Origin of the sequence: Mycolicibacter hiberniae (genome assembly GCF_010729485.1) — a bacterium.
Classification (GTDB): domain Bacteria; phylum Actinomycetota; class Actinomycetes; order Mycobacteriales; family Mycobacteriaceae; genus Mycobacterium; species Mycobacterium hiberniae.
This window is the reverse complement of sequence record NZ_AP022609.1, coordinates 451,947-464,932: the sequence shown is the minus strand read 5'-3', so window position 1 is coordinate 464,932 and position 12,986 is coordinate 451,947. Positions and strand designations below refer to the sequence as shown.

The window sequence follows — 12,986 nt, the reverse complement described above, 5'->3', positions numbered from 1 at the left end:
AGGCCTCGGATGACGCGCCGAACCAGTTACATCGATGTAATTTACTCTCTGACCTCGTCAGTCACAACTATCACACGGGTAACATTGGCCTGGTAATTCCGCGTCAGGCGCGGGCGGCCCGGCCAGACTGAATCAGCGCCGCCGTCACCGATCCGGCCACCTCTTCGATGGTCATCGCCACCAGCAGGTGGTCCCGCCACGCCCCGTCCACGTCCAGGTAGCGCCGCAGCAGCCCTTCCTCACGAAAGCCGACCTTGGCCAGCACCGCCCGGCTGGCCGCGTTCTCCGGCCGCACGGTGGCCTCCACCCGGTGCAGGCGGACCGGCCCGAAACAGTGGTCGAGCCCCAGTGCGACCGCCGCGGTAGCCACTCCCCCGCCCGCCACCGCAGACGACACCCAGTAGCCGATCCACGCCGACCGCAGCGCCCCGTGCGCGATGTTGCCCACCGTCAGCTGGCCGCAGAACCGGCCGTCGAGTTCGATCACGTACGGCAACATCCGCCCGTAGCGGGCCTCCGAGCGCAGGCTGGAGCACAGCGGCGGCCACGCGGAACTGCCATGCCGCGTCACCCAGTCCACCTCCACACTGGGCTCCCACCGCTCCAGATAGGCCCGGTCGGCCAACCGGATGCGGCTCCAGGCCACCCCGTCACGCATGCGCACCGGCCGCAGCCGAATCACCCCGGCCGACACCCGCAGCGGCCCGAGCACACTCGGCCAGCCGGGATGCTCCACGGCTTTGAACGGCCACCAATTGACCAACATGGACCCGGGCTCAACCGCGCTGAGCCAGGAAGGCGACGTCCACCAACTCGCCGGCGCCGACCTGCTCGACCTCTTCGGGCACCACCACCAGGCAGTTCGCCTCGGCCAGCGTGGCAAGCAGATGCGACGACGAACCACCCGAGGACCCGAGCACCTGCACCAGGAACTCCCCGGTCTCCTCGTCGCGCATCAACTGGCCCCGCAGGAATCCCTTGCGACCCGGCATGGAGCTGATCGGCCCCAGGGTGCGGGCCCGCACCATACGGCGCATCGGCTCGCGTTTACCCAGCGACAACCGGATCAGCGGGCGGATCATCACCTCGAACACCACCAGCGCGCTCACCGGGTTGGTGGGCAGCAGGAACGTCGGCACGCCTTCGGGACCCAACTGGCCGAAACCCTGCACCGATCCGGGATGCATCGCGATCCGGGCGACCTCCACGTCACCGAGTTCGGACAGCACCGCGCGCACCTCGTCGGCCGCAGCACCCCCGACCCCACCGGCGATCACCACCACTTCGGACCGGTTGAGCTGACCCTCGACCACCTCGCGCAGCTTCTTCGGGTCGTTGCTGACGATGCCGACCCGGTTCACCTCCGCCCCGGCGTCCCGGCCGGCGGCGGCCAGCGCATAGGAGTCGACGTCGTAGACCTGCCCATTGCCGGGCGTGCGGTTGACATCCACCAGTTCGCCGCCCACCGCCATGACCGACAGCCGGGGGCGCGGATGCACCAGCACCCGGTCGCGGCCCACGGCGGCCAGCAGCCCCACCTGCGCGGCCCCGACCACGGTGCCGGCGCGGACCGCGACATCACCGGGCTGCACGTCGTCGCCGACCCGGCGCACGTAGTCGCCGGGGCGCACGCCGCGCAGCACCCGGACCCGGGTGTTGCCGCCGTCGGTCCAGCGCAGCGGCAGCACCGCGTCAGCCAGGGTGGGCATCGGCGCCCCGGTCTGAATCCGGGTGGCCAGTTTGGGTTGCAGCCGGGTCGGGGTGCGGGCACCGGCTTCGATGACGCCGAGCACCGGCAGCGTGACCACCGCCTCCTCGCGCTGCGAGCCGTCGGAGGTGTCGCCGATCGCCTCAGCACCCAGGACGTCCACACTGCGCACCGCGTAACCGTCGATGGCAGCCTGGTCGAATGCGGGCATGGGCCGCTCGGCGACCACCTCTTCGGCGCACATCAGCCCCTGCGCCTCGGCGATCGCCACCCGCACCGGGCGGGGCGCCACCGCAGCAGCCGCAACCCGGGCCTGCTGCTCCTCAACCGAACGCACGTGTGCCTTTCTCCGTAGCGGCCTGACCTCGGCTCAGCTTTGGGCCAAGCCCAGCCGCGCCACCAGCCACCGCCGCAGGTCCGGACCGTAGTCATCACGGTCCAAGGCAAAGTCAACCGCAGCTTTGAGGTAGCCGCCCGGATTTCCCAGGTCGTGTCGCGAACCCCGATGCACGACGACGTGCACGGGATGGCCCTCGGAGATCATCAGGGCAATCGCGTCGGTCAGCTGGACCTCGCCGCCGGCCCCACGGTCGATGCGCCGCAGGGCGTCGAACACCGCCCGGTCCAGCACGTAGCGGCCGGCCGCGGCATAGGTCGACGGCGCGTCTTGGGCCTTGGGCTTCTCGACCATCCCCTTGACCCGCATCACGTCCGGGTTGTCACCGTCGGGCAGCGGCTCGACGTCGAAGACGCCGTAGGCGCTGACGTCCTCCGGGCTGACCTCGATGGCGCACAGCACGGTGCCGCCCCGGCGGGCACGCACCTTCGACATGGTCTCCAGCACCCCGGTGGGCAGCACCAGATCGTCGGGCAGCAGCACCGCGACGGCGTCTTCGTCGACGGACAAGGTGGGCTCGACGCAGCTGATCGCGTGCCCGAGCCCGAGCGGCTCGGCCTGCACCACCGATTCGACCTTGATCAGTTGCGGCGCGCGGCGCACCTTGGCCAGCATGGCCTTCTTCCCGCGCGCCTCCAACGTGCCTTCGAGCACCAGGTCTTCCACGAAGTGCGCGACCACGCCGTCCTTGCCCTCGGAGGTGACGATCACCAGCCGCTCGGCACCGGCCTCAGCGGCCTCGGCGGCGACCAGCTCGATACCGGGGGTGTCGACGACGGGCAGCAGTTCTTTGGGCACCGTCTTGGTGGCGGGCAGAAAACGGGTGCCCAAACCCGCCGCGGGCACAATGGCAGTGCGCGGCATCGGAACCTTTGGCGTGGGCATTGTTCACACGATAACCGCAGTCGACTTCACCCCTTCGGCTGGCGGTGGGCGAGCCGAAGCTGACAGTCTGTTTGCCGTGACCGACGACGCGGTAATGGCCGCCAAGTCCGCGTTGCGGGCGCGATTGCTCGCCGAGCGGCGCGCGGTGTCCCCCCAGGTGCACGACGCCGAGGCCACCGCGTTGGCCGCCCATCTGGAGCGCCTGGCCGGCACCGCCGGCACCGTCTGCGCCCATCTGCCGATGGGCAGCGAGCCGGGGTCGGCCGAGATGGTGGACCGCTTGGCAGGCCGGGGAGTGCGGGTCCTGCTCCCGGTGGTGCGCACCGGGGAAGACGGCAGCCCGCTGCCGCTGTGGTGGGGCGACTACCGGCCGGAGGCGCTGACCACGGCCCGCTACGGCCTGCTCGAGCCGCCGCAGCCGTGGCTGGCCCCGGACACCCTGGCGCAGGCGGACCTCATCGTGGTGCCGGCGGTGGCCGTCGACCGCCGGGGCGCGCGACTGGGCCGCGGCGGCGGCTTCTACGACCGCTCGCTGCCGTGGCGCGATCCGCGGACTCCGCTGGTCGCGGTCGTGCGGGACGCCGAACTCGTCGAGGAGCTGCCCGCCGAGGACCACGACGTGCCGATGACTCATGTGCTGACACCGGGCCTGGGCCTGGTACCGCTGCAACCGCGCTCATGCGGCCAGGAATGAGAAAGGCCACATAGGCGTTCTAGCACTTGGCGCGGTAGAGTGCTAACGCGATTGTTCGATCCACGGAGGTTTACGTGCCCACCTACAGCTACGCCTGCACCGAGTGCAGCAACCGCTTCGACGTGGTCCAGGCCTTCACCGACGATGCCCTGACCAACTGCGAAGACTGCAACGGACGGCTGCGCAAGATCTTCGGGAAAGTCGGCGTGGTGTTCAAGGGCAGCGGCTTCTATCGCACCGACAGCCGCGAAGCGGGTAAGTCGTCGACGAACGGCAACGGCAACAGCGCCTCTGCCGCCTCGACATCCAGCGACTCCGGCGGCAGTTCCGGCAGCGGCAGTAGCGCATCGGCCGACAAGTCCAGCGGCAGCAGCAGCGCCACGTCCAGTTCCACCGCGGCGGCCGCGCCCGCAGCCGCCTCGAGCTAGCGCCAGCCCGTTATCCACAGTCGCCCGCCCGGCCGACGGCCCGGGGGCCGATTGCCGGCCTAGCGTGACGCCATGGGCGACTCGCTCAACCCCACCCTGATCAGCCGACTATCGCAGACCCTGCGCCCGGACTGGGCCCGGACGGTGCGCGCCCGCCGAGTGACCGCAGGCGCTTTGGTCGTGCTGGCCGGCATCGCCGCATTCCGGACCGACCCACGGGACGACCTGGTGGACGTCGTGGTGGCCCGCCGCGACATCGCCCCGGGCGCCGCCCTGACCGTCGACGACGTCCATCGGCAAACCCGCCCGGCCCCCACGGTTCCCGACGGTGCCGCCACGGACATCGCGGCGGTGCTGCAGGCGACACTGGCCGGCCCGGCCCGCCGCGGCGAGATACTCACCGACGTCCGGCTGTTGAGCCGCCGGCTCACCGAGGCCACCGCCGGTCCCGACGCCCGCATCGTGAGTGTGCACCCCGCCGACGCCGCGCTGATCGACGTGCTGCGCCCCGGCGACATCGTCGACGTTGTGGCCGCCGCGCCCGAGAATGCCGCCGATTCACCCGGCACCGCCCGGGTGCTGGCCGGCGGAGGCATCGTGGTGCTGGTCTCCGGCCAGAACCACGACGACCGGGTGGTGCTGGTGGCGTTGCCGGCGCACTCCGCCGTCGCGGTCGCCGGCGCCGCGCTGAGCCAGGCCGTGACGCTAACCCTGCGCTGAACTCCTCACGCCGCCGCGGCCGGCTGCGGGCTGGCGCAGAACTTGCACTTTCTGGCGTCGGCGTCGATCTCCGACCGGCACTCCGGGCAGGTTTTGGTGGGCGCCGCGTCGTCGTCGTCGCCGAACACCGACTTGCCGCGCCGCTTCTGAATGTGCTTGTAGGGCAGCACGATAACGAAGTAGACGGTGGCCATGAACACGATGAAGTAGATGACCGCCGAGAGAAACGCACCGAAGTCGACGAAGGTCGCCTCATTGCCTTCGGCCCCCAGCTGATACCCCAGCCCCAGCCCGGCCGCGTCGGGTTGAGTGGCCGACACCAGCGGATTGATCACGCTGTCGGTGAAGGCCTTGACCAGGTTGGAAAACGCCAGCGCGACCACCAGACCAATGGCCACGGTGATCACGTCGTCACGCATCAAAAAATTCTTGAACCCCTTGAGCACCGGAACTCCCCTTTCCTGCGGATGCACTGCCGAGCGGCGAAACGCCGCCTACGGCGAACCGTAGTAGCCGCTGCGGAACCGGTAGGGGGATTGCGCGAAGTCGAACCTCAACCGTGATGTGGCGGGATGTTGTCCCGCAGCCAGCGCTCGCGCTCCTGCGCCTCGCGGGCGTCGTCCGGGTCGCGTTCGTCCGACGACGACTGATGCTCTTGCAGTCCGGGCACGATTAGATCTCCAGGCTGGACAGTTGGCCGATGATCGTCGCGGCCAGCGGGTTCAGCGTGGCCATCCCGTCACGCACAGCCGCCCGGGACCCGGCCAGGTTGACCACCAGGGTGCTGCCGGAGACCCCGGCCAGCCCCCGCGAGAGGCCGGCGTCGGCGATCCCGGCCGACAGGCCGGAGGCCCGCAGCGCCTCGGCGATGCCGAGGATCTCGCGGTCGAGGAGTTCGCGGGTGGCCTCCGGGGTGACGTCGCGCGGGGTGACCCCGGTGCCGCCCACCGACACGACCAGGTCGACGCCGCCGATCACCGCGGTGTTGAGCGCGTTGCGGATCTCCACCTCATCGGCGGCGACGGCAACCACGCCGTCCACCATGAATCCGCCCTCGGCCAGCAATTCGCTGACCAACGGGCCACTGTGGTCCTGATCGCCGTGGGCGGTACGGTCGTCCACCACGACGACGAGGGCGCGGCCTGCGAGTTCTCGGGCTTGCTCCATGGATGCAACCGTATATCCGGAACGCGTCGTCCGGGTCACCAACCCGTCACTGCTGTGCTTTGCCCAGGGTGACCTGCGTGGTTTTGGTCGCTCCGGAGGGGTCCAGATAGGTCAGCGTCACCTGGTCGCCGGGCGCCTTGGAACGCACCGCAGCAACCAGCGCGTCGGCGCTGCCGATGGGGCGCTTGTCGAACGCCGTCACCGTCGCGCCCTCGGGCAGACCGGCCTTGGCGGCCGCCTCGCCGGGCACCACCTCCACCACCTTGGCGCCGTGCAGGCTGCGCTCGCTGGTGACGCGCACCCCCAGGGAGGCGTGCGATGCCGTGTGGTCCGGCGAGTTGATGAGTTCGTCGGCGATCCGCTTGGCCTGGTCTACCGGGATGGCAAAGCCGAGGCCGATCGATCCGCCCTGGGCTTCGCCGGAATCGCCGCCCATGGTGGCGATCGCGGAGTTGACGCCCACCAGATCGCCGTTCATGTTGACCAGCGCGCCACCGGAGTTGCCCGGGTTGATCGCGGCGTCGGTCTGGATGGCGTCCAGGACGGTGTTCTGGTTGCCCGCCTCCCCCGTGGTGGAGACCGGCCGGTTGAGAGCGCTGACGATGCCGGTGGTCACGGTGCCTTCCAGCCCGAGCGGCGAGCCGACCGCCACGACGTGCTGGCCCACCCGCAAATCAGCCGAGGAACCGATCGTGATCGGGGTCAGCCCCGAGACACCCTGGACGCGCACCACGGCGATGTCGCTGGCCGGATCGGTGCCCACCACCGTGAACGGGGCGGTGCGTCCGTCGGAGAACGTCACCGTGGTCTTCGGCCCCGGCTTGCCGGCCGCGTCGGGTTTGGCGGCAGCGGCGGCCACCACGTGGTGGTTGGTCAGGATCATGCCGTCGGCCGACAGGACGATGCCCGATCCCTCCTCGGACTGGCGTCCCAGGTCGGTCTCCAGCATGACGACGCTGGGCACCACCTTCGCCGCGACTTTCTCCACCGAACCGTCCGGCAGATTCACCGCAGCCGGCACGCCCGGGTTCTGAATGCCGGGAATGTGACCTCCAGCGGCGAGCGGCCGCTGATCGGAGTTCAGCGCCGAACCGACCACACCGCCCATGACGCCGGACATCACCGCGATACCGACCGCTCCCAGCACCAGCCCGCCCGTGCGGGACCGCTTCGGCGCCGCACCGCCCGGGCGCGGACCCCCGCCGTAGGGGGCGTCATAAGCGGTGCGATAGCCCGAAGGCCTGCCCTGATGCTGGACGTACCGCCAGTCGTAGGGCGGCGGGTACGAGCCCGGAACGGGCCCGCCCGGATAACCGGTCTGCCCGCGTTGGTCCGCACCGGTGGAACCGGCCGGGTGGGGCCGTTCCGGTTGCGCAGGCGGCGGGAGGTACCCGGGGTAATTCGTCATGTTTGTTGTCTACTCCTAGTGACGCGAGGCGGCAGCGACGTTGCCTCACCACCATGCCTACGTGGACTGAGAAGCGCCTGTGACGGCTGCGGCCGAAGCAGGTCGCGCGGAGGTGGGACCGCCGGGCAGCACCATCCGAAACGACGTGCCGGGCGGTTTGCCCCCGGGGACGGTCTCACCGACGGTGATCGCCCCGCCGTGTTTGAGCACCACCTGCTTGACGATCGCCAACCCCAGCCCGGATCCGGGCATGGCCCGCGCGGAGTCCGACCGGTAGAAGCGCTCGAACACCAACTCCCGCTGGCTCTCCGGAATACCCGGCCCCTGGTCCGAGACGACCATCTCCACGTGCGTGGGGTCGAGCTGACGCATCCGCAATCCGACGACCCCGCCCGACGGACTCCACTTGGCCGCGTTGTCGAGCAGGTTGAGCACCGCGCGGGACAGACCCGCGGCGTCGCCGTAGACGTACCAGGGCACCACCTGGATATCGAACTCGATGTCGTTGCGGCGCCGACGGACCCGCTCCATGCTGCGGTCGACGACCTCGGTGATGTCGACCTGTTCGTAGGCGACCTCGCGCTGATCGTCGCGGGTGAGATCCACCAGATCGCCTACCAGCGTGGACAATTCCTCGATCTGCCCGATTGCGTCGGCACGCAGTTCGGCCATCTCCTCTTCGGGCAGCTGCGGGGCGCCCGGCGCCGCCGAGGCCATCAACAGCTCGACGTTGGTGCGCAGCGACGTCAGCGGGGTCTTGAGCTCATGGCCGGCATCGGCGACCAGGCGGGCCTGCCGCTCCCGCGACTCCGCCAGCGCCCGCAGCATCGCGTTGAACGCCTCGGTGAGGCGGGCCAGCTCGTCACTGCCATACACCGGTATCGGTCGCAGGTCGTCGGTGCGCGCCACGCGTTCGGCCGCCTCGGTCAGCCGGCCCACCGGCCGCAGCCCGGCGCGGGTGACCATGCCGCCGGCCACCGCGGCCACCACGACGCCCACGCCGCCGACCACCAGCAGCACCCATCGCAGCTTCATCGTCACCGCCTGGGTGGGCGCCAGGCTCTTGGAGATCAACAACGTGCTGCCGTTGGGCAGGTGCACGGCCAGCACCCGCTGGCCGGACGCGGTGCGGCGCGAGAGGAACAGCTCGCCGCGGATGACGGCCTTCTCCTGCTGGCCCACCGGCAGCCGCTGGCCGGGCTGATTCGCGGTGTAGATCGAGCGGCCCGGATTGACCAGCATGGCGTTGACGTCGGAATAGGCGGTGCCCTCGATCGCCTTGCGGGGATCGGCGGCCAGCGAGCCACTGGCGATCAGCATCTCGGCCCGGCTCTGCAGCTGATTGTCGATGTCGTTGTAGAGCGCAGCCGAAATCACGGCGTAGACGGCGACGGCCATCAGGACCACCACCAATGCCACCATCGACATCGCCAGCAGCATTACCCGCCAGCGCAGCGAGAGGGAGGTCTGCTTCGCCTCTTCACCCTGCCGACGGCGGAACGACTGCATCAGGGGGGCGTCTCGCGAAGCACGTAACCCACCCCGCGCACGGTGTAGATCAGCCGCGGCTCCCCTTCGGCTTCGGTCTTACGACGCAGGTACCCGATGTAGACCTCCAGCGCGTTGCCCGAGGTGGGGAAGTCGAAGCCCCAGACCTCCTCGAGAATCCGGCTGCGGGTGAGAACCCGGCGCGGATTGGCGATGAGCATCTCCAGCAGGGCGAACTCGGTGCGGGTGAGGCTGATCTGGCGGTCCCCCCGGGTGACTTCGCGGGTCACCGGGTCCAACGTGAGGTCCTCGAAGGACATCGCCACGGATTCGCTGAGCTCCTCGGCGGTGGTGCGGCGCAGCAGCGCCCGCATCCGCGCCAGCAGTTCCTCCAGCGCGAACGGCTTGGGCAGGTAGTCGTCGGCGCCGGCATCCAGGCCGGCGACACGCTCGGAGACCGAGTCGCGGGCCGTCAGGACCAGGATCGGCAGGTCGTCACCGGTGCTCCGCAGCTGACGGCAGACCTCCAGGCCGTCCAGCCGCGGCATCATGACGTCCAGGATCATCGCGTCCGGACGGTCGTTGGTGATGGCCTCGAGCGCCTCGACCCCATCAGTGGCCAACGAGACGGAGTAACCATTGAACGACAACGACCTGCGTAACGACTCGCGCACAGCGCGGTCGTCATCAACAACCAATACCCGGGTAGCCATGGGTGCTATCCAATCATCCGAGTGGCGATCTGGGGGGCCAGACGCCGGTCGTGTCGGATCCTAATTAGCGGCGATCGAGATCGATGAGACCCAGACGTGCGGCTTTGAGCAGACGGCGCGGCACCTTGTGGGCGCGTCCGGCGACGGACACGGTGACCAGGCCGGTTGCCTCAGCCTTCCACTGCGCGCGGCGACTGCGAGTGTTCGCACGCGACATCCTGCGTTTCGGCACGGCCATGGTCGAGCCTCTCCTGTTGTTGGCATAGTGCCGCTCGATTCCAGCGGCGGGACTATCGCAAAGGATAGCCGGTGACCAGCGTCGGCTCCAAAATAGCGAAGCCCCGCGGCATCGGCCCCGCGGTTCAGCGACGCGCGACATAAGGAGAGCCGCAGCTGCGTAGCGCGAGCGGCGCACCTTGACGCGACACCGCCGGTACCGGCTAACCTACCGGTTGGTTGAGGGATGGGATTTGGGGATGACAGCAGCCGTTCGCATCGGTAACTGCTCGGGGTTCTACGGCGACCGCCATGCCGCCATGCACGAGATGCTCACCGGCGGCGAACTGGACTACCTCACCGGCGACTACCTGGCCGAACTCACCATGCTGATCCTGGGCCGCGACCGGATGAAGAACCCGCAGCGCGGCTACGCCAAGACGTTCTTGACCCAGCTCGAACAATGCCTGGGACTCGCCCACGATCGGGGCGTCCGCATCGTGACCAACGCCGGCGGGCTCAACCCGGCCGGCCTGGCCGACGCCGTGCGCGAACTGGCCCAGCGGCTGGGCGTCCCCGCCCGGGTGGCCCATGTCGAAGGCGACGACCTGCTGGACCGCGCCGCGGAACTGGGGTTGGGCGCTCCGCTGACGGCGAACGCCTACCTGGGGGCCTGGGGTATCGCCGAGTGCCTGGCCGGCGGCGCCGATGTGGTGATCACCGGCCGCGTCACCGACGCGTCGGTGATCGTCGGACCCGCCGCCGCCCACTTCGGGTGGAGCCGCACGGACTACGACCGGCTGGCCGGGGCCGTGGTGGCCGGCCACGTCATCGAGTGCGGCGTGCAGGCCGCCGGCGGAAACTACGCCTTCTTCACCGAGATCCCCACCGCCCAGATGCTGCACCCGGGGTTCCCGCTCGCCGAGATCCACCCCGACGGGTCGTCGGTGATCACCAAGCATCCCGGCACCGGCGGGCTGGTCAGCGTCGACACCGTGACCGCGCAACTGCTCTACGAAGTGACCGGTGCCCGCTACGCCAATCCCGACGTCACGGTGCGCATGGACTCCGTCCAGCTGGCCGCCGACGGTCCGGACCGGGTGCGCATCTCCGGCGTGACCGGCGAAGCGCCGCCACCGACCTACAAGGTGTCGCTGAACTCGATCGGCGGGTTCCGCAACTCCACCACCTTCGTGCTGACCGGCCTGGACATCGAGGCCAAAGCCGAGCTGGTGCGCACCCAGCTGGAGGCGGCCCTGACCGTCCGGCCGGCCGAGCTGGAGTGGACGTTGTCGCGCACCGACCATCCCGATGCCGACACCGAGGAGACCGCCAGCGCCCTGCTGCACTGTGTGGTGCGCGATCCCGACCCCGCCAAGGTGGGCCGTGCGTTCTCGGCGGCCGGGGTGGAGCTGGCCCTGGCCAGCTACCCCGGGTTCTGCGCCACCGCCCCGCCCGGCGACGGGCAGGTGTACGGGGTGTTCACGCCCGGCTATGTCGACGCCGCGCAGGTGCCGCACGTCGCCGTGCACGCTGACGGCACCCGCGTCGACATCCCGGCCGCCTCGCAAAGCGGCGAAGAGACGCGCGAGCTGGCCCCGGTCGCCGAACCGGAGCTGCCCGAGCCGCTGCCGGCCGGCCCGAGCCGGCGCGCTCCCCTGGGCTCGGTCGCCGGCGCCCGCAGCGGCGACAAGGGCGGCTCGGCCAACGTGGGACTCTGGGTGCGCACCGAGGAGCAGTGGCGCTGGCTGGCCCACATCATGACCGTGGAGAAACTGCGCGAACTGCTGCCGGAGACCGCGGCGCTACCGGTCAGCCGCCACCTGTTGCCCAAGCTGCGGGCGGTGAACTTCGTGATCGACGGCATCCTGGGGCAAGGAGTGGCCTACCAGGCCCGATTCGACCCGCAGGCCAAGGGGCTGGGCGAATGGTTGCGCAGCCGGCATGTGGAGATACCCGAGCAGCTGCTCTGAGAAGGGAAATTATGAGTATCTGGACCACCCCCGAGCGCCAGGCGCTGCGCGACACCGTGCGCGGATTCGTCGACCGGGAGATCCTGCCCAACGTCGAGGAGTGGGAACGCACCGGCGACCTGCCCCGCGAACTGCACCGCAAGGCCGCCGACATCGGCCTGCTGGGTGCGGGCTTTCCCGAAGAAGTCGGTGGCAGCGGCGGCGACAGCGCCGACGCGCTGACCGTGTGCGAGGAGATGCACCAGGCCGGAGCCCCCGGCGGCGTGTTCGCCTCCCTGTTCACCTGCGGTATCGCGGTGCCGCACATGATCGCCTCGGGCGATGCCCGGCTGATCGAGGAGTACGTCCGCCCGACGCTGGCCGGCGAGAAGATCGGTTCGCTGGCCATCACCGAACCCGGCGGCGGTTCGGACGTCGGGCACCTGCGCACCACGGCGCGGCGGGAGGGCGATCACTACGTGGTCAACGGCGCCAAAACCTTCATCACCTCCGCGGTGCGCGCCGACTACGTCGTCACCGCAGTGCGTACCGGCGGACCGGGAGCGGGCGGGGTCTCGCTGCTGGTGGTCGAGCGAGGCACCCCCGGGTTCGAGGTGTCGCGCAAACTGGACAAGATGGGCTGGCGCTCCTCGGACACCGCCGAGCTGTCCTACGTCGACGCCCAGGTGCCGACGGCGAACCTGGTCGGTGTCGAGAACACCGGATTCATCCAGATCGCCGGCGCCTTCGTCTCCGAGCGGGTGGCGCTGGCCGCACAGGCGTATGCCAGCGCACAGCGCTGCCTGGACCTGACCGTGGCCTGGTGCCGCGACCGGGAGACGTTCGGCCGGCCGCTGATCTCACGGCAGGCCGTGCAGAACACCCTGGCCGAGATGGCCCGCCGAATCGATGTGGCCCGGGTCTACACCCGCCACGTGGTCGAGCGCCAGCTGGCCGGGGACTACAACCTGATCGCCGAGGTGTGCTTCGCCAAGAACACCGCGGTAGAGGCCGGTGAGTGGGTTGCTCACCAGGCGGTGCAGCTGTTCGGCGGGATGGGCTACATGGCCGAATCCGAGGTCGAGCGCCAGTACCGCGACATGCGGATCATCGGAATCGGTGGCGGAACCACCGAGATCCTGACCTCGCTGGCAGCCAAGACGCTTGGATATCAGGCATGATCACCGCTGCTGCGCACCGCCTCGCCGCG

At 69.9% G+C, this 12,986-nt stretch carries 14 protein-coding genes; 5 read left to right on the top strand and 9 right to left on the bottom strand.

From position 1 onward, the window contains the following. Nucleotides 1–103 precede the first annotated feature (103 nt). The 3 genes from G6N14_RS02220 to G6N14_RS02210 are packed head-to-tail and all read right to left on the bottom strand — an operon-like array spanning nt 104 to nt 2,990. On the bottom strand, nt 104–766 hold the full coding sequence (locus tag G6N14_RS02220) for a GNAT family N-acetyltransferase (protein WP_085135569.1): 663 nt from the start codon (nt 764–766) through the stop codon (nt 104–106). Between the two features lie 10 nt (nt 767–776). Then, nucleotides 777–2,045, bottom strand: a complete 1,269-nt coding sequence (glp, locus tag G6N14_RS02215; RefSeq protein WP_085135570.1) for a molybdotransferase-like divisome protein Glp — start codon at nt 2,043–2,045, stop codon at nt 777–779. A gap of 33 nt (nt 2,046–2,078) precedes the next feature. Next, the gene (locus G6N14_RS02210) at nt 2,079–2,990 is read right to left on the bottom strand and encodes a UTP--glucose-1-phosphate uridylyltransferase (RefSeq protein ID WP_085135571.1); all 912 of its coding nucleotides are present in this window, start codon (nt 2,988–2,990) and stop codon (nt 2,079–2,081) included. 94 nt (nt 2,991–3,084) lie between these two features. Here G6N14_RS02210 and G6N14_RS02205 point away from each other — a divergent pair, with 94 nt between their 5' ends. The 3 genes from G6N14_RS02205 (at nt 3,085) to G6N14_RS02195 (ending at nt 4,832) form a co-directional block, all read left to right on the top strand. Then, entirely contained in the window at nt 3,085–3,684 is a 600-nt protein-coding gene (locus G6N14_RS02205; protein ID WP_179960860.1) for a 5-formyltetrahydrofolate cyclo-ligase, read from the top strand. A 74-nt stretch (nt 3,685–3,758) separates the two neighbouring features. Next, nucleotides 3,759–4,112 carry an FmdB family zinc ribbon protein gene (locus G6N14_RS02200; RefSeq protein ID WP_085135572.1) on the top strand — a complete coding sequence of 118 codons (354 nt, stop codon included), beginning with the start codon at nt 3,759–3,761 and terminating at the stop codon, nt 4,110–4,112. Nucleotides 4,113–4,184: 72 nt separating this feature from the next. Next, nucleotides 4,185–4,832 (top strand): SAF domain-containing protein, encoded by a 648-nt coding sequence (locus G6N14_RS02195; protein ID WP_085135573.1) that lies wholly within the window; start codon nt 4,185–4,187, stop codon nt 4,830–4,832. 5 nt (nt 4,833–4,837) lie between these two features. Here G6N14_RS02195 and G6N14_RS02190 read toward each other — a convergent pair whose 3' ends face one another. From G6N14_RS02190 to rpmF, 6 genes are all read right to left on the bottom strand, one after another. Beyond that, nucleotides 4,838–5,278, bottom strand: a complete 441-nt coding sequence (locus G6N14_RS02190) for a large conductance mechanosensitive channel protein MscL (protein ID WP_085135574.1) — start codon at nt 5,276–5,278, stop codon at nt 4,838–4,840. A gap of 226 nt (nt 5,279–5,504) precedes the next feature. Then, a complete protein-coding gene (locus G6N14_RS02185; protein WP_085135575.1) occupies nt 5,505–5,999 on the bottom strand; it encodes a MogA/MoaB family molybdenum cofactor biosynthesis protein in 495 nt (164 codons plus the stop codon). A 46-nt stretch (nt 6,000–6,045) separates the two neighbouring features. Continuing rightward, nucleotides 6,046–7,407: a S1C family serine protease gene (locus G6N14_RS02180; RefSeq protein ID WP_085135576.1), complete on the bottom strand. Its 1,362-nt coding sequence runs from the start codon at nt 7,405–7,407 to the stop codon at nt 6,046–6,048. Between the two features lie 57 nt (nt 7,408–7,464). Beyond that, nucleotides 7,465–8,916, bottom strand: coding sequence for a HAMP domain-containing sensor histidine kinase (locus tag G6N14_RS02175; protein ID WP_085135577.1), 1,452 nt, complete (start codon nt 8,914–8,916; stop codon nt 7,465–7,467). After that, nucleotides 8,916–9,608 carry a response regulator transcription factor gene (locus G6N14_RS02170; protein ID WP_085129064.1) on the bottom strand — a complete coding sequence of 231 codons (693 nt, stop codon included), beginning with the start codon at nt 9,606–9,608 and terminating at the stop codon, nt 8,916–8,918. The genes G6N14_RS02175 and G6N14_RS02170 overlap by 1 nt, the downstream gene beginning before the upstream one ends. Nucleotides 9,609–9,672: 64 nt before the next feature. Further along, entirely contained in the window at nt 9,673–9,846 is a 174-nt protein-coding gene (gene rpmF, locus G6N14_RS02165) for a 50S ribosomal protein L32 (protein ID WP_046320862.1), read from the bottom strand. A 238-nt stretch (nt 9,847–10,084) separates the two neighbouring features. Here rpmF and G6N14_RS02160 point away from each other — a divergent pair, with 238 nt between their 5' ends. Next, nucleotides 10,085–11,797: an acyclic terpene utilization AtuA family protein gene (locus G6N14_RS02160; protein ID WP_085135578.1), complete on the top strand. Its 1,713-nt coding sequence runs from the start codon at nt 10,085–10,087 to the stop codon at nt 11,795–11,797. Between the two features lie 11 nt (nt 11,798–11,808). Further along, on the top strand, nt 11,809–12,957 hold the full coding sequence (locus G6N14_RS02155) for an acyl-CoA dehydrogenase family protein (protein ID WP_085135579.1): 1,149 nt from the start codon (nt 11,809–11,811) through the stop codon (nt 12,955–12,957). The last annotated feature ends 29 nt before the right edge of the window (nt 12,958–12,986 follow it).

Bases quoted from the DNA above. Each gene is read 5' to 3' on its own strand.
- G6N14_RS02220 (WP_085135569.1), bottom strand. From the start codon at position 766: ATGTTGGTCAATTGGTGGCCGTTCAAAGCCGTGGAGCATCCCGGCTGG.
- G6N14_RS02210 (WP_085135571.1), bottom strand. From the start codon at position 2,990: ATGCCCACGCCAAAGGTTCCGATGCCGCGCACTGCCATTGTGCCCGCG.
- G6N14_RS02205 (WP_179960860.1), top strand. From the start codon at position 3,085: ATGGCCGCCAAGTCCGCGTTGCGGGCGCGATTGCTCGCCGAGCGGCGC.
- G6N14_RS02195 (WP_085135573.1), top strand. From the start codon at position 4,185: ATGGGCGACTCGCTCAACCCCACCCTGATCAGCCGACTATCGCAGACC.
- G6N14_RS02185 (WP_085135575.1), bottom strand. From the start codon at position 5,999: ATGGAGCAAGCCCGAGAACTCGCAGGCCGCGCCCTCGTCGTCGTGGTG.
- G6N14_RS02180 (WP_085135576.1), bottom strand. From the start codon at position 7,407: ATGACGAATTACCCCGGGTACCTCCCGCCGCCTGCGCAACCGGAACGG.
- G6N14_RS02175 (WP_085135577.1), bottom strand. From the start codon at position 8,916: ATGCAGTCGTTCCGCCGTCGGCAGGGTGAAGAGGCGAAGCAGACCTCC.
- G6N14_RS02170 (WP_085129064.1), bottom strand. From the start codon at position 9,608: ATGGCTACCCGGGTATTGGTTGTTGATGACGACCGCGCTGTGCGCGAG.
- rpmF (WP_046320862.1), bottom strand. From the start codon at position 9,846: ATGGCCGTGCCGAAACGCAGGATGTCGCGTGCGAACACTCGCAGTCGC.
- G6N14_RS02160 (WP_085135578.1), top strand. From the start codon at position 10,085: ATGACAGCAGCCGTTCGCATCGGTAACTGCTCGGGGTTCTACGGCGAC.
- G6N14_RS02155 (WP_085135579.1), top strand. From the start codon at position 11,809: ATGAGTATCTGGACCACCCCCGAGCGCCAGGCGCTGCGCGACACCGTG.